Annotated in this window: 14 protein-coding genes and 2 pseudogenes; 12 read left to right on the top strand and 4 right to left on the bottom strand. The window is 74.9% G+C overall.

Features of this window, described 5'->3' with window-relative positions; translation table 11 throughout:
* Positions 1 to 327: 327 nt before the first annotated feature.
* From ABTZ03_RS43325 to ABTZ03_RS43300, 6 genes are all read left to right on the top strand, one after another.
* Positions 328 to 762 (top strand): DUF2690 domain-containing protein, encoded by a 435-nt coding sequence (locus tag ABTZ03_RS43325; RefSeq protein ID WP_350518788.1) that lies wholly within the window; start codon positions 328 to 330, stop codon positions 760 to 762.
* A 25-nt stretch (positions 763 to 787) separates the two neighbouring features.
* Positions 788 to 1,246, top strand: coding sequence for a DUF2690 domain-containing protein (locus tag ABTZ03_RS43320; RefSeq protein ID WP_350518787.1), 459 nt, complete (start codon positions 788 to 790; stop codon positions 1,244 to 1,246).
* A 219-nt stretch (positions 1,247 to 1,465) separates the two neighbouring features.
* Entirely contained in the window at positions 1,466 to 1,924 is a 459-nt protein-coding gene (locus tag ABTZ03_RS43315; protein WP_350518786.1) for an alpha/beta fold hydrolase, read from the top strand.
* A 184-nt stretch (positions 1,925 to 2,108) separates the two neighbouring features.
* Positions 2,109 to 3,278 carry a hypothetical protein gene (locus ABTZ03_RS43310; protein ID WP_350518785.1) on the top strand — a complete coding sequence of 390 codons (1,170 nt, stop codon included), beginning with the start codon at positions 2,109 to 2,111 and terminating at the stop codon, positions 3,276 to 3,278.
* Positions 3,279 to 3,573: 295 nt separating this feature from the next.
* On the top strand, positions 3,574 to 5,082 hold the full coding sequence (locus ABTZ03_RS43305; RefSeq protein WP_350518784.1) for an MFS transporter: 1,509 nt from the start codon (positions 3,574 to 3,576) through the stop codon (positions 5,080 to 5,082).
* Complete coding sequence (locus ABTZ03_RS43300) at positions 5,079 to 5,687, top strand: TetR/AcrR family transcriptional regulator (protein ID WP_350518783.1); 609 nt, start codon at positions 5,079 to 5,081, stop codon at positions 5,685 to 5,687. The genes ABTZ03_RS43305 and ABTZ03_RS43300 overlap by 4 nt, the downstream gene beginning before the upstream one ends.
* A 109-nt stretch (positions 5,688 to 5,796) precedes the next feature.
* Here the strand turns inward: ABTZ03_RS43300 and ABTZ03_RS43295 are convergent, their stop codons facing one another.
* Both ABTZ03_RS43295 and ABTZ03_RS43290 read right to left on the bottom strand, forming a co-directional pair.
* Complete coding sequence (locus ABTZ03_RS43295) at positions 5,797 to 6,903, bottom strand: alpha/beta hydrolase family protein (RefSeq protein WP_350518782.1); 1,107 nt, start codon at positions 6,901 to 6,903, stop codon at positions 5,797 to 5,799.
* Positions 6,904 to 6,998: 95 nt separating this feature from the next.
* Positions 6,999 to 7,979, bottom strand: coding sequence for a helix-turn-helix domain-containing protein (locus ABTZ03_RS43290; RefSeq protein WP_350518781.1), 981 nt, complete (start codon positions 7,977 to 7,979; stop codon positions 6,999 to 7,001).
* A gap of 390 nt (positions 7,980 to 8,369) precedes the next feature.
* Between ABTZ03_RS43290 and ABTZ03_RS43285 the strand changes: the two genes are divergently transcribed.
* The 5 genes and pseudogenes from ABTZ03_RS43285 (at position 8,370) to ABTZ03_RS43265 (ending at position 11,998) form a co-directional block, all read left to right on the top strand.
* On the top strand, positions 8,370 to 8,804 hold the full coding sequence (locus ABTZ03_RS43285; RefSeq protein WP_350518780.1) for a hypothetical protein: 435 nt from the start codon (positions 8,370 to 8,372) through the stop codon (positions 8,802 to 8,804).
* A gap of 39 nt (positions 8,805 to 8,843) precedes the next feature.
* Positions 8,844 to 9,020 (top strand): annotated as a pseudogene (locus ABTZ03_RS43280) (phosphatase PAP2 family protein); the annotation flags it as partial.
* Between the two features lie 45 nt (positions 9,021 to 9,065).
* Positions 9,066 to 9,578: pseudogene (locus ABTZ03_RS43275) on the top strand (SigE family RNA polymerase sigma factor); the annotation flags it as partial.
* A gap of 97 nt (positions 9,579 to 9,675) precedes the next feature.
* Positions 9,676 to 10,923 carry a hypothetical protein gene (locus ABTZ03_RS43270; protein ID WP_350518778.1) on the top strand — a complete coding sequence of 416 codons (1,248 nt, stop codon included), beginning with the start codon at positions 9,676 to 9,678 and terminating at the stop codon, positions 10,921 to 10,923.
* Positions 10,924 to 11,179: 256 nt separating this feature from the next.
* Complete coding sequence (locus ABTZ03_RS43265) at positions 11,180 to 11,998, top strand: hypothetical protein (RefSeq protein WP_350518777.1); 819 nt, start codon at positions 11,180 to 11,182, stop codon at positions 11,996 to 11,998.
* On the opposite strand, the gene ABTZ03_RS43260 is transcribed toward ABTZ03_RS43265, so the two are convergent.
* Positions 11,972 to 13,519, bottom strand: coding sequence for an FAD-dependent monooxygenase (locus ABTZ03_RS43260; RefSeq protein ID WP_350518776.1), 1,548 nt, complete (start codon positions 13,517 to 13,519; stop codon positions 11,972 to 11,974). The genes ABTZ03_RS43265 and ABTZ03_RS43260 overlap by 27 nt on opposite strands.
* Before the next feature lie 50 nt (positions 13,520 to 13,569).
* On the opposite strand from ABTZ03_RS43260, the gene ABTZ03_RS43255 reads away from it, so the two are divergent.
* Positions 13,570 to 14,112 carry a CGNR zinc finger domain-containing protein gene (locus ABTZ03_RS43255; protein ID WP_350518775.1) on the top strand — a complete coding sequence of 181 codons (543 nt, stop codon included), beginning with the start codon at positions 13,570 to 13,572 and terminating at the stop codon, positions 14,110 to 14,112.
* A gap of 57 nt (positions 14,113 to 14,169) precedes the next feature.
* Here ABTZ03_RS43255 and ABTZ03_RS43250 read toward each other — a convergent pair whose 3' ends face one another.
* Entirely contained in the window at positions 14,170 to 14,784 is a 615-nt protein-coding gene (locus ABTZ03_RS43250; protein ID WP_350518774.1) for a DUF4328 domain-containing protein, read from the bottom strand.
* Positions 14,785 to 15,064: the final 280 nt, after the last annotated feature.

The following is a 15,064-nucleotide window of genomic DNA, read 5'->3' as shown; positions in this document are numbered from 1 at the left end:
GAACCGCGCGGCACCATCGAGACCGAAGCAGCACGCCGCCTCGCCGACGACCTCAACAACCAGTAGTCACCAGCTAACCCAACACTTTCTGAGGCCTGCTCCACCCGGCGGAAGACCGCCCCGGACCGCCCCGGACCAGCGCCGTCCCACGTCCCAGTGGCGTTCCCGCGGTGCGGTCGGGCGTCCCGGCGGTGCGGGCGCGCGTCCCGGGGACGACCGGGGACGCCCAGCCGGTGACGGGGGCGGACTCCGGGCGCAACACTCTGCGTCGCGGCAATCCCCGCAAGACGCACACCCCGTACGACGCTTCCCCGAAGGAGTCCTTCCATGCGCGTGACGACCCGCCGTATCGCGAGCGCCGGTGCCACCATGGCCATCGCCGTCACCGGTCTGCTGCTCGGCGCCGGTGCCACGCCCGCGTTCGCCGCGACGAGCTGCTACGCCAGCAGCTGCAGCGGGCTCAACCCCGCCAACACCACCTGTGCCAGCGACGCCCGGACCATCGACACCTCGGTCCTCGGCGTCGAGCTGCGCTACAGCCCCTCCTGCCGGGCCGCCTGGGCCCGCCGCAGCGCCGGCATGAACGGGATTGGCGACACCATCTCGATCCACAGCACCGGCAGGGAGGTCCGCAGCGTGTACGTCCCCTCCAACGCCTCCGGGCCGTTCTACACCGCGATGGTGAACGACGCCAACGTCCAGTCCTATGCCTGCGACGAGGAGGACAACAACGGCGGCCGCGCCTGCTCGACCCAGTACTGATCACCAGCCGCCCCCGGAGGGTCACATGCGCATCTCCACCACTCTCAAGCGGGCGGCCGCGGTCGGCGCGGTCACCGTCGCCCTGGCCGCAGGCGTCGGCGGGACCGCGAACGCCGCCGGCCGCGACGGGCAGGACCCGATCTCGTCCGGCTGCGCCGCCGACGCGATCACCGCGCGGTCCGTCCCCCTGAACGCCGACGGCATCGGCCAGGTCGGCACCCTCGAACTGCGGTACAGCCCGTCGTGCCGCACCGTCTGGGCCCGGGTCTACTCCCGGGGCGGCAATCTCTGGGCGAACGTGGTCCGCCAGAGGGACAACCAGCGGGAAGGCTGCGACCGTTCGTCCTGGGACTCGGGCGCCGGGCAGTACTACTGCTACACCGCCATGGTCGACGACGCCAACTACCAGTCCTACGCCGTCGGCAACGCCACCGACTCCTCGGGGCAGATCGGCAGTCACGCGGGCTACACCGACTTGTACTGACGCCGCTGCGGCCAGGCGCCCCGGCGCCCCGGCGTCCGAGGGGCCCGGCCGCAGCGCTACCAGGCGCCTCACGTCGAAACGATCACATGGGGTAAGTCACCTCCTTGGCAGTCGAGTTGACGAAGCGTCTGCGCCGCTGGCCGGTCGCGGCGGGGATGGAGCCCGGCAGCCCGCCGGGCGGGGTGCCGGCTGCGTCGGCGGCGCCGCCGCGAGCAGGAGGTGCAGGCGCTGCTCGACGCGCAGAAGCTGACCGTTCCGGTGCTCGGCCTCGGCGGGGAGTGCAGCATGCGCGACTCGATCGGCGAGGACCTGAAGAACGTGGCCGTGCCCGCGAACGTGACCACCGCGGTGGCCCCGAACGCCAACCACTGGGTGATGGAGGAGAACCCGCAGTTCGTCATCGACCAGCTGCGGCAGCTCCTGGCCCGCCGAGTCGAGCGGGCCGGGGCCGGCGTCCGGGCACTCCCGGACACCGGCCCCACAACTGAGGTGATGTCAGGAACGGCCCCGCCACCTGCGCTTCTGGACGAACGCGCCTGGAATCGCCCTCCCACTGGACAATTGTCATGTCTGGACGGACCGTTGACCGGGCATACGAAACTCGACCGGCGACGGGCCCGACCGCGACTCCCCCACGAGTGCGACCGGGCCCAGGCCGGCGACCGGGCCTGGGCGTGACTCCCCCCACGGAGCAGCGGCCAGGCCCGCATACTGTTCAACCAGCGACACGCAGCGTACATGCCATCTCTACCCAACGCTACCTCGCGGCCGACAGCGGTGATACGTCACACTGTTCGACGCCGGTCGGCGCTGCTCAGCGCCCTCCGGCGGCGCGAGCGGCTCGGGTACGGGAGGAACAGCGGTGGGCACGGACGTCGTCGAGGAGCTGGGGGCGGCCCTCGGCTGCGACGACCCGGCGGTGCTGCGGGTCGGTCCCGGACACCGCCGGCTGGTCGTCCCGGACCGGCACGGGGACGCCTTCACGGTCGACGTCCTGGAAGATACCCGCGGCGCGGAGCGCCCGGTCCACCGGGTGGTGCACCTGCTCCCGGGCGGCGGGCTCAACGTCGCCGCCAACTACTGCACCGCGCAGGGCCGCAGCCTCGCCCGCTTCCTCGCCGACCACGGGTACCTGGTCATCGGCACCACCCCGCGCGAGGACGCACTGACCGCCGATCGCATCGGCCCCCGGTGCGCCGACTGGGGCCTGGACGGGCACCGGGAAGACCTCGAACGGGTGGTCACCGCCGCCGGATCCGTCACCGGCCTGCCGTACGACCTGCTCGGCCACTCCGCCGGGGCCGCGCTCGCCCTGGCCACCGCCGCCGCCCGCAGCGGTGACGACGCCCTGCGCCGGGTCCTCGTCCTCGACACCACCGGCCCCTACGACCCGCGGACCGAACCCGACCTGGTCGCCCGGGCCGAGGCCCTCACCGACCTGCTCGACCAGCAACTGGCGGCAGGCGTGACGACCGTCGACCCCGGCCTGAAGGGCCTGTTCGCCCGGGCCGCCACCGACCCGGACGGCCCGAGCGGCCTGCCCCGACCGGCCGGGCGGGCAGGGCAGTTCAGCAACCTCGGACTGCTGCACTACGCCCTGACCCGCACCCGGGAGCTGCCCGGGCCCGCCAACTGGATCCACCACCGCGGCCACAGCGACGGCGACTACGTCTTCGGCGCCACGCCCGCGGACGACCGCTTCGGTCTGACCCACACCCCGCTGCCGGTCTGGCGGGAGGCGATCGCCCGGCTCGGCAGCGGCCTCCAGCCGACCGCGCTGCTGCGCGACCTGGCGGCGCTCTGGGCCGGCCGGACCGACACCCACCGGATCGACTGGGCCGCGATCCGGGCCGACGTGGTCTGGGTGAACGCCGAGTCGGGGCGCGGCGACCACGACCTCGGGGCCCGGCTGGTCCGCGCCGGCGGCGCCCGGGTCGACTACCGGGTGGTGCCGGGCTACGGCCACGGGGACGTGGTCTGGTCGGCCACAGCCGAACGCGATGTATGGGAGTCCCTGCTGCCCCGCCCGTGACGGCGGGCCCAACGGCCGAGCCCGGCCCGATCAGGCCTCCCGCTTCGACCGCCGGCCCGTGGGCCCGTACGCCCACCCCTGGGCGACGCGCCCGTCCGACTCCACGGACCGACGAAGAATTCCATCGCCGACCCGGCTTCTGCGCCGGCCCTTCGGCATGTCATCATCTGAAGACATCATCCGATGACATCGGATGATGACATCCCTTGGTCACACCTGTACCCCGGGATGCCCGGGGGTCGGCGTCCCGCTCCCCGGTTCCGATGCTCGATCTGTGACAAGGGAGGGCGCGTCCATGGAGACCCGAACGGGCCTGTCGACGCGACGTGAGCGGGCCCTGGTGCCCGTCCTGGTGTTCCTCAGCGCGGTGGTGGCGGTGATCAGCAGTCTCGGCGCGCCGATGATCCCGACCATCGCCACCGTCAACCACGTCTCGCTCGCCGAGGCCCAGTGGTCGCTGACCGTCACCATGCTGGTCGGGGCGGTCGCCACCCCGGTGCTGGGCCGCCTCGGCGACGGGCCGGACCGCCGTACGGTCACCCTGGCGGCCGCCGCCGTGGTGGTGGTCGGCAGCGTGCTGGCCGCGCTGCCGCTCGGCTTCTGGTGGCTGATCGCCGGACGGGCGCTGCAGGGCGTCGGCGTCGGCCTGACGCCGCTGGCCATCGCCACCGCGCGGGACGCCCTGCCGGGCGAGAAGTCCCGCCCGGCGGTCGCACTGCTGTCGATCACCACCGTCGCCGGCGTCGGCCTCGGCTACCCGATCACCGGGCTGATCGCCCAGTCCTTCGGGATCCACGCCGGATTCTGGTTCGGCGCCGTGATCAGCGGCCTGGCCCTGGTGCTGGCCGCCCTCGTGCTGCCCAGGCCCGCACCGCGCGAACGGCGCCCGCTGGACCTGCTCGGCACGGTGCTGCTCAGCCTCGCCCTGGTCGGGCTGCTGCTGGTGCTCAGCGAGGGCGAGAGCTGGGGTTGGGCCAGCGGTCGGCTGTGGACGGTCGCGGCCGTCTCGCTGCTGCTGCTCGCCGCCTGGATCCGGCACGAGCTGCGCACCGCCCACCCGCTGGTCGACCTGCGCAGCCTGACCAACCCGATCGTGCTCACCGCGGACGTGGCCGGCCTGGTCGGCGGCGTCGGGATGTACCTGCTGATCTCCCTGGTGATCCGCTACGTCCAGACCCCGACCAGCACCGGCTACGGCCTGGGCGCCTCGGTCGTGGTCGCCGGGCTGGTGCTGCTGCCCTTCTCGGCGGCCAGCCTGGCCTCCAGCAAGATGGTGCCGGTCGTCACCCGGCGCACCTCCTCCGCCCTGGTGCTGCCGATCGGCTGCGCCGTCTCGCTGGGCTCGATGCTGTTCTTCCTCTTCGGCCGCGAGCAGTTGTGGGGCCACCTGGTGGTGATGGCGCTGGCCGGGCTCGGGGTCGGCTGCACCTTCGCCGTGATGCCGGGGCTGATCGTCGCCGCGGTGCCCGCCGGCGAGGTCGGCAGCGCGGTCAGCTTCAACCAGCTGCTGCGCACCATCGGCTACTCCACCGGCAGCGCGCTGTGCGGCGCGGTGCTCCAGGCCCACACCCAGCCGGGACGGCTGCTGCCGACCGACAGCGGCTACCGGGACGCGGCGCTGATCGGCTGCGTGGTGTGGGTGGTGATCGGGCTGACTACGATCGTCCTGCCGCGGCTCAGCGCCGCGGCCGCCGCCCGGAAGGGCGTGCGCGTGGACGAGGAGCTGATGGTGGAAGAGAGCATCGCCGACGCCGTGGCCGGCGAGGCCGAGGTGCCCGTGCTGCGGGCGGGGGCCGACCGGTGACCGCGCCCGACGGCGAGCCCCTCGACGGGAACGACGGCCGGACCGAGCCCGCCCCGCCCCGGCGGCGGGACGCCGCCCGCAGCCGCGAACTGCTGACCCGGGCGGCCCTGGAACTCTTCGCCGAGCGCGGCTACGACCGCACCACCACCCGGGAGATCGGCGAACGGGCCGGGGTGGACCCGGCGTTGATCGCCCGGTACTTCGGCGGCAAGACCCAGCTCTACCTGGCCACCGTCAAGCTCGAACTGGGCGCCGAGGCACCGGCCGACCTGCTGGAGGAGGAACGGCTGCGCACCCTGCTGGTGCGGCTCACCCAGCGCGGACCCGGGCCCTCCTTCCAGGCCGCCGTCCTCCCCGGCGACAACACCGAGGTGCAGCAGGCCTCCCGCGCCTACCTCTACGAGCGGATGGTGCACCCGCTGCACGAGCGCTTCACCACCGAGGGGGTCGACCGGCCGCAGCTGCGGGCCGAGTTGGCGGCGGCCGCCTTCGCCGGGGTGATCCTGGCCCGCTCCAGCGGGGCGTTCGCCGAACTCGCCGCGGCCGACCCCGAGGAACTGCTGCCGCTGCTGCACGACCTGCTGGCCGCCAGCCGGCCGACCTGACACCGGGCCGCGGGCCCCTCCGGCCCGCCAGGCCCGCCAGGCCCGCCAGGCCCGCCAGAGCCGCCGGGCTGAACCGGCAACCCCGTCGCCGGGGTTGCCGGTTCGCGCGTCACCGCTTCCAGGGGCGGGCGAACTCGTGCAGCGCCGCCACCGCCGCCGGGGCGAGCGCACGGTCGTTCACCGGCGTGCCGGCCGGGTGCAGGAAGTGATCCAGGCCGTCCAGGGTGCGCAGGCCCGGGCCGGTGGTGTGCGCCCGGGCCAGGGCGGCGAGCAGCGGCGGCACGCCCGCGCAGGGCACGTTGGCGTCCGCGGTGCCGCAGGTGACGGTGACCCGGGTGCCGGGGCGGACCTGCCGGGCGACGTCCGGCGGGTAGACCGCGTCGTCGCTGCGCACGAAGCGGGCGTTGTTCGGCCCGAACAGCGCGTTCAGCAGTCCGGCGAGCGGCGGCAGCAGCCCGGCCGTGTCGGCCTCGGTGGGACGGCCGGCCCGGAAGTCCGCGACGGCGGCGGCGATGCCCGCCCGGTTCGCCCGGGCCGCCTCCGCGGTGACCTGCCCGGCCGCCACCGCCTGGTCGAGCTGGCCGTCGAGCTGGGCGCTCAGCAGGTCCAGCAGGCGTTCGTCCTGCGGGGCCAGCAGGGCGAGGCCGGCCGGCGCGGGCCGGACGGTCCGGGCGACCAGCAGGGCCTGCAGCCCGCCCTCGCTGTGGCCGACCACCAGCAGCTCGTGCCGGTCGGCCTCCGGCTGCTCGCGCAGGGTGTCGTAGGCCGCGGCGGCCTGGCGGGTGAAGGCGGGCAGGTCGAGCCGGCCGGGGTCGCCCTGGTAGGCGCCGGGGCCGGTGCGGCCGGTGAAGTACTTGTCGAAGCGCAGGGTCAGCACGCCGTCGGCGCCGAGGGTGTCGGCGATCGCCGCCAGCGTCCCCGGGGTGAGCGCGGGCGGCTCGTCGCCGTTGCGGTCGGTCGGGCCGCTGCCGGGCAGCAACAGGGCCGCAGGCAGCCGCTGTCCGGCCCGGTGGGCGGGGATGTGCACGGTGCCGTAGGCGGTGGTGCCGTCCGCGGTGAAGCTGATCTCGCGGTCGGCGGCCGGGACCAGCACCCCCGGTACGGCCGTCGCCGGTTCAGCCGCACTCGGTTCGGCCGCACTCGCGACGGGCGCGGCCAGTCCGGTCGCGGTGACCGCGGCGAGCAGGACGGCGGTCGCCATGGAACGCCAACGCATCTTTCCCCCTGGAAGTCGAAGCACGGGCTTGCGCGGCTCAGGCTACGACCGGGCCGCCCCCGACCCCGGACCCACCCCCTCTTCCTGACACTTCCTCAACTCGCCCTGGCCAGCGCCTGTTGCCGGTGCTCGCGGGGCGAGAGGCCGTAGGCGGCGCGGAAGGCGCGGCTGAAGTCGTCGGCCCGGGCGAAGCCGCAGCGGACGGCGACGGTCTGGACGGGGGTGGTGCGCCGGGCGGGGTCGGCGAGTTCGCGGTGGGCCTGTTCCAGGCGCCGTTCCCGGATCCAGGCGGCCAGGGTGCGGCCCTGCGACTGGCAGGTGAAGACCCGGTGCAGGTGGCTGACCGAGACGTGGTGGGCGGCGGCGATCACGGCCGGGGTGAGGTCGGGGTCGTGCAGGTTGCGGCAGACGAAGGCCCGGACCTCCTGGACCAGGGCCCGGTGACGGGCCTCCTCGGGCAGGACGGCCTCGGCCTCCAGCTCGCGGGCCAGCCAGGCGGCCACCAGGTCGACCGTCACCGCCCCCATCCGGGCCGCCTCGTCCGGCCCCAGCGCCGCGGCCTGCCGGTCCAGCCCGAGCAGGAACTCCGACAGCAGCGCCGCCGAACCCGCCCGCGCCGGGATCCCGCGGCCGAGCAGCGTGCGCAGCCGCTCCGGCGGCAGCGGCAGCAGCGCGGCGGGGAAGTCGATGCCCACCCCGGACACCCCGAAGGTCCGCAGGTCGTACGGGGTCGAGCTGTCGACCAGGTGCAGGTCGCCCGGCGCGAGGAGCTCCGTCCGGTCGTCCCCGCGGGTCAGCTCCATGCCGCCCTGCTGGAGGAACGACAGGTGGTAGACCTCCACGTCCGACCGCCGCACCATCCGTTCGGTCCGCCGGAACCGGGCCGCGGGGAAGGCCGTCCCCAGCAGGACCACCTCGCCCAGCTCGGAGCGTCTCAGCTCGGCCCGGAAGTCGTCGGCGTGCTCACTGGTGGTGTCGCAGGCCCGGGTCCGTTCCAGCAACTCCCGCCAGCAGTCGAACCGTTCCTTCCGGGGCACCTCCTCGCCCCGGAACACCTGTCCCACTCCTGCCGCCATCGCCGTCTCCTTCCGGCCCGTCCCCCCGTCCTCGCCGGCCCCCCTGCACTCCGACACTCCGACACCTCCACTCACGCCTCGGCGCGGGCCCCTGCCCACCCGCCCACCTTTCTCCCGGACTCGCCCCGGATCGGCAAACCCACAGGTCGGACATGGTACGGCCGCCTCCCGGACCACCTCCCGGCAGCTCCCCCGCCGACCGCTCCCGGCCGCTGACCGGGCCGATTCCCGCGCGGCGTGGGCCGTCGCGGGCGCGGGGCGCCCCCGATCATGGAGGCCGCACCCCGCTCCCCAGGAAGGGCTCCCGACCCGATGAACCACCCGCCGAGCCCGCCTGGCCCGCCGCACCCGCACCCGCACCCGCCGGGCCGGCGGCCCCGGTGGCCGGTGGTGGCGGCCGTCACGGCCCTGCTGTTCGCCGTCCTGGCGGCCCTGCTGGCCGACCACGCCTGGGGGCCGTACGGCTTCGAGCGGGCGGCCGACGACTGGAGTGCCGCCCACCGGCCGGCCGCGGCCCGGACCGCGGCCGTGGTGGTGACCTCTCTCGGCTCCGCGGTGGTGCCCTATCTGCTCGCCCTGGCCGCCGGGGCCCTCGCCGTCCGGGCCCTGCCTGCCCCGCGACCGCCCCGGCGGGCCGCGCTGCTGCTGCTCGCCCCGCTGCTCTGGCTGATCGTCGGCCAGCTGGTGCGCCTGGGCCTGATGCAGGCCTTCGCCCGGCCCCGGCCGCCCCGGGTCGACTGGGCCACCGGCGCGTCCGGTTTCTCCTTCCCCTCCGGGCACTCCTTCACCGCGGCGGTCTGCGCGGGGCTGCTGGGGCGTGTCTGACAATTCCCGCCGGGCGCGACCGGGGCGGCCGTCGCGGGCGCCGTCGGGTTCGCGGTCGCGGTCGGCCTCAGTCGGATCTACCTCGGGGTGCACTGGCCGCTGGACGTGCTCGGCGGCTGGCTGCTCGCCGCCGGGTGGCTCGCCCTCGGCACCGCCGTGCTTCCCGCCCGGGCACCGGCACCGACCCCGGCCGACCACCCGAAGCACGGCACCTGACAACCTGACTGTCACACAACCGCCGACCCACCGCGTTAGCCAGGTATGGATCAAGAATCGAGTCCGGACGCCCAGGCCGGGCCGCCCTGGCCGGAGTTCCCGGACTTCGTCGCCTCCCGCGCCCGGCACCTGCTGCGCACCGCCTTCCTGCTGACCGGCGGTGACGCCCACCTCGCCGAGGACCTGGTGCAGGAGACGCTCGGCCGGGTCTACCTGAAGTGGCGCAAGATCTCCCGGATGGACAACCCCAGCGGCTACGCGCAGACCGTCCTGGTCAACACCTTCCTCTCCTACCGGCGCAAGCGCAGCGCCTCCGAGCGCGTCACCGACGAGTTCCCCGAGGTCGGCGTGCACGACCCGGACCCGGCACTGCGGCTGACGCTGCTGCGCGCCCTCGCCGAACTCCCCGCGCCGGACCGCGCCGTGCTGGTGCTCCGCTTCTGGGAGGACCGCAGCGTGGAGGTGACGGCCGCCGTCCTGCGGCTGAGCGACACCGCCGTCCGCACCCGCTGCCGCCGCGCCCTGGCCAAGCTGCGCACGGTGCTGGGCGACGACCTCGGGGCGGTCCTGGACGGCCGCGCCGGCCCCGCCGAGTCCGCCGGACCGGCCGGCCCGAACGGACCCGACCCCTCCTCCCAGAAGGCGGTGCTGCGCCATGCCCACTGATGACGAGTTCGCCGACGAGTTCGGCGACGTGTTCGCCCAGGCCCTGCGCGGGGCCGCCGAGTTGGCACCGGAGCCGGTGCAGCACACCCTCACCGCCCAGGCCGAACAACGCGGCCGCCGGCGCCGTCGCCGCCGACGGACCGCCGTCGCGAGCACCCTCGCGGTCCTGGTGCTGGCCGGGGCCGGCGGCTTCGCGGCCGTCGGGGGCGGCACCTTCGGGCTGGTCGGACCGGCCGATCCGGGGCCCGAGCGACCGACGATGGACTCCGAGGAGTTGACGACACTGGTCACCGGCCTGCTGCCGAAGGGCACGACGCAGCTGCTCGCCAGCGGCGCGCCAGGGCAGCAGGACCAGCACCGGAACGGCGCCACCCTGCTGTTCGACGACGGAGCGGGGGCGAGCCTCGTCGCCTTCAGCGTGGAGCGGACCGACCTGGCGCCCGAGGCGGCCGCGGTCTGCATGGACGGCTTCCAGACGCCGCAGGACTCCTGTGACCGGACGGTCCGGCCGGACGGTTCCGTGCTGGTGATCGACAAGCTGCGCAGCGAGCACACCCCGGGCGGCCGCGAATGGCGGGTCACCTGGGCGGGCCCGGACGGCCGCCGGGTCTCGTTCACCGAGTACAACGGCCAGCCGGCCACGGTCAACCGGCCCAACCCGCCGCTCACCAGCGACAGCCAGCTGACCGACCTGGTCACCTCCCCCGCCTGGGAGCGGGTCTTCGCCACCCTCGCCCCGGCCGGCGAGGGGCCGAGGCCGAACCTCACCCCGGCTCCCCAGCCGTCGACCCCCGGTCCGTCGAAGGCGGAGCTGCTCGCGAAGCTCGTCCCGCTGCTGCCCGCCGGGGCGAAGGTCGGGAAGCAGGACACCGACCACGCCGCGCTCACCGTCACCTTCGAGGGCCGCACCAGCATGCTGACGGTCGCCGTGGACCCGCCGTCCCAACGCGGCCGGGAGGACCTCGCGATGACGGCGAGGAACGACCACCCGACCCCGCTGGAGGTCCACGAGAAGCGGCCGGACGGAACGCTCGTCGTCACCAACCGCTTCGGCAACGGGAAGACCGCGACCAATCCGGTCCTGCACTGGATGGCCGTCGTCTACTTCCCGAACGGCGGCCAGGTGCGGATCAACGAGTGGAACGGCGAGAACGACTACACCTTCAACCCCGGCGATCCGGCCCTGGACGTGGACGGATTGAAGGCCCTGGCGACCGCGCCGGTCTGGCGCTCCTGACCGCGTGACGGCGGCCCGGCGGACGGGAGTCACCCTCCGCCGGGCCGCCGCCGGGAGCCGGTCACCCGTCGCCGTGAGCCGGTCAGGCGCCGCCGTGAGCCGGTCACGCGTCGCCGTGATCCACCCCGCTCCCGGCGCAACTGCCCTGCAACGCTTCGATCGTGAACGATCGAGGAACGGTCGGCCGTCGATCAGTTTGCTTCAGTTCCCGTCGCCCGACCCGGGCGGCTCCCCCGAACCGGCACCATCGGGTCCCGTGAACCCGGCAGAGCTCGCCACCACAGTCCCCGCCCTGCTCACCCTCCCCATCGCCTTCCTCACCGCCCTCTGGGCCCGGCGCAGCGGCGAGCGGGCGGCGGACGCCGCGCTCGCCGCCGGCCTCCGGCAGGCCCGCGCCGCGGTCGAGGCCGCCCGGCTCCAGCGGCTGGGCGAGGACGAGTGCCGGCGGCGGGACGCGCTCACCGACGCCTCGGCCGCGTTCCTGCGCGCGGCCGACGCACTGGCGGCGACGGTGCGCGGGCTGCCGGAGGTCGCGCACGAGCGGCGCCGCACCCGGCTCGCCGACCGCGCCCTGGCGGTGGAGGCCGACTACGGCCCGCTGGAGCTGCTGGCCCCGCCGATCCTCCGCTCCCGCGCCCTCGCCCTGCTGGGCCACTGCCGGGAGTTGGCGCGGGTCGCGGTCGACCGGGCGGTGCTGCGCTCCGCCGTGGCCGCCCTGGAGAACGGCTGGTGCCTCCACCCCGACGCGGAGTTCTGCGAGCACCCGCAGCACACCTCGGCGTCCGTCGCCCGGGACCTCCTGGTCGACTGGTCCGGCAAGGACGCGGAGCAGCGCTGGCAGGAGCGCGACCTGCTGGCGTTCTGCCTGCGGGAGAGCCGCTGCCTGTCCGAGGAGGAGACCGCCCGGGTGCTCGCCCTCGCCGACCGGCTCCCGGTCGGCTGGTCCCAGCTGATCGGCGGCTACTTCCGCGATCCGCTGCTGGAGCGCTTCACCGAGCTCCGCGGCCTCCTGGTCGAGGCCGCGCGGTCGACGGAGGCCCGGGTGGGCTCAGTCCCGGGCCAGGATCCGCCGTAGCACGTCCGGCAGCCGGGCCTCGTCGGCGGGCAACCGCGCGGCGCGCCAGGCGAGATGACCGTCGGGGCGGACCAGCGCCGCGCCGCCCGGCGGTAGGCCGAGCCGCGCCAGCAGGTCCGCCGGCAGCCGACGCAGCGCGACGGGCGGGCCGGCCGCGGTGGCGGCGTCGGCGTGCCGCTGCCAGGCGACGTCCGCGGCGAACAGGGTGAAACCGGGGCCGACCAGGTCCAGGGTGGAGCCCTCGCCGATCCGCAGGTGCGGGAGGCGGGTGCCGGGGACGCCCTCGGGGTGCTCGCGCTCCGGGTCGAGCGCCGGACGCGGTGGGGCCGGTGGGGCCGATGGATCCGACGGGGTCTCCGGGAGGACGGCCGTGGAGGTGTACGCCGCGGTGAGCAGCAGCTCGTCGTCGATCCGGTAGCTGGTCCGGGCCCGGGAGTTGGCCAGCGAGAGGTCGATCACCTGCCGGGCCACCGGGCGGCGCTCCGCCTGGTAGCTGTCGAGCAGCGCCTCACCCGCCGTCCCGTCCACCACCGAGGCCAGCTTCCAGGCCAGGTTGTCCGCGTCGCCGATGCCGGTGTTCATGCCGTGCCCGCCGGTCGGGGGCGTCACATGGGCCGCGTCACCGGCGAGCAGCACCCGGGAGCGGCGGAAGGCCGCGGCGAGTCGGGCGTCCATCCGCCAGGTGGTGGTGTCCAGGACGGTCACCGGCAGCTCCGGCAGGCCCGCCGCGTCCCGGACCAGCCGGGCCAGCCTCGGGTGGTCGTCCCGGAGGGCGTCGACGGACTCGCGCCCGGGGTCGTACGGGTGCTGGTAGATCCAGCGCCGGTCGTTGTCGACGGCCAGGAAGCCGCCCCGGCCGGGCTCGGTCAGGAAGTACGAGGCACTGGCCCGGTCGGCCACCACCGCGCCCAGCGGCGCCTCGAAGCGGACGCTGAGGAAGTGGCCCAGACCGGTCGGCCCGTCCATGGCGATCCCGGCGGCCGCCCGGACGGTGCTCGACGCGCCGTCGCAGCCGATCAGCCAGTCGGCCCGGACGGTGTGCCGCACCCCGCCGTCCCGCTCCTCCAGCACGGCGTGCACACCGTCGCCGTCCTCGCGGTACCCGGTCAGCCGGGTCGCGAACCGGACGGCGTCCGGGGCGAGTTCACGGGCGCGCCGGGCGAGCACGGCCTCCAGGGCATCCTGGGAGCAGATCAGCCCGGGCGCCGGGGTCCGCTCGGGGCCGTCCGGCGTCGGCGCCCCGGTGCGGACGAAGTCCGGGTCGACCAGGGTGCGGCCGCGGTAGAAGAACACCTGCGAGGCCGGAAGCCCGGCCCGCCGGATCTCCGGTTCCAGCCCGCAGCGCCGGAACACCTCCATCGAACGCGCCGACACGCCACGGGCCTTGGGATGCCGGGAGGTGCCGGGGTGCGCCTCGACCAGCAGGTGGTCCACCCCGTGGCGGGACAGCAGGACGGAGAGCGTCAGGCCGACCGGGCCCCCGCCGACGATGAGCACGGACGTCGATGCCGGGTATCGCATGCCACTCCTCCGTAACGCCTATATTCCGTTTTTGACGTTACCATGTGGCCATGACCAGGACCCCCGACGAGGAGAACCCCCGCGGCCTCCACTTCCTCGCCGAACTCGCCAACACCGTCCGCGCCGACCCCGACGCGGACGCCGCCGAACTCCAGGCCCTGCTGGACCGCCACGGCGGCCCGCCGTTCCGGCTCACCGACGCCGACGCCCGGGAGCTGTGCCGGGCCACCACCGCCGTGATCGCCGTCCTCGACACCGACGACGTCGACCGGGCCGCCGAGGCGATCAACGCCCTCCTCGACCGCCACCCGCCCCGCCCCCACCTGGTCCGGCTCCCCGGCCGCCCGTGGTCCCTGCACACCCGGGCCCCCGCCGACGCCGGCCTCACCCACTGGCTGCTCTCCACCGCCGCCCTCGCCCTCGGCCTGTGGCTGAGCGAACGCGGCAGCTGCGCCTGGGGCCACTGCGCCGCACCCGGCTGCGGGCGCCACTTCATCGACACCGGCCGCCGCACCCCCCAGCGCTACTGCACCCCGCGCTGCGCCACCCGGGTCCGGGTCGCCGCCCACCGGGCCCAACGCACCGCCGAATAGCGGCCCGGGTCGGCGAGCGGTTCAGCGGACGGTTCGGCGAGCGGTTCAGCGGGCGGTTCAGCGGGCGGAGAAACCGGCGAACGGCGGCACGGCCGGCTCCGCGCTCGCCGCGGCGTACTGGCCGGCCGTGATCCCCCGGATCACCAGGATCGCCAGCACCGCGGCCACCACCGCGACCGCGGCGTCATAGGGCGAGTACAGGTACTGGAACGGCAGCGTGAGCTCCAGGACGACCCCGCCGACCGTCTTGGCGAGGAAGGCGACCCACCACGCGTCGATCAACCAGGCGCCGCCCGCCGGCGGGCTCGCCCGCCAGATGTCCAGCGCCACCCGGCGCGGGATCCACCACATCGCCCCCGGGATGAACCACGCCCCGACGGCGAACCCGGTCGAGTACTTGTGCGTCCGGGGCGCGAAGCGCTCGGCATTGAGCCGGCAGCGCCGGAACCAGCACAGGAACACCACCACGGCGCCGATGAACAGCGGCGCGTTGAGCGGCGCGCACTGCCGGAACAGCTCCGTCCTGATCCCACCGGCCGCCGCCACCACCACCTGCAGCGCGGTCTGCGCCGCGATCAACACCTGCGCCGCCACCGCCAACGACCGGGGATCGCCCGCCGGCCAACGCAGGACGCGCGGACGCGGCTCGACACGATCGGTTTCAGTACTCAACGCGGCCCCCACCGGAAACGCCTGCGGTGCTGGTCACACGCAGAGATCGCCAGAAGGATAGGGACGCACATCCGCCCTGTCCACGGCCTTTCCACGCCACCACCACCGAACCGGCACCACCGACGCCGGAACGCCCGGGCCCTGCCGGGCACCGGGCGTCACCGGGGAGGACCGAATGTGATGCTCTAGGTGTTCTGTCCCGTGAGGTTGGGGACGCGGGTGGCGGGTGGCTTGCCTGCGAGTGCGGTGTGTCCGCGGTGGTGATTGTAGGTGTGGAGCC

This window comes from Kitasatospora sp. NPDC096077, assembly GCF_040303245.1.
Taxonomy (GTDB): Bacteria; Actinomycetota; Actinomycetes; order Streptomycetales; family Streptomycetaceae; genus Kitasatospora.
This window is presented reverse-complemented; position numbering and strand designations above follow the sequence as displayed.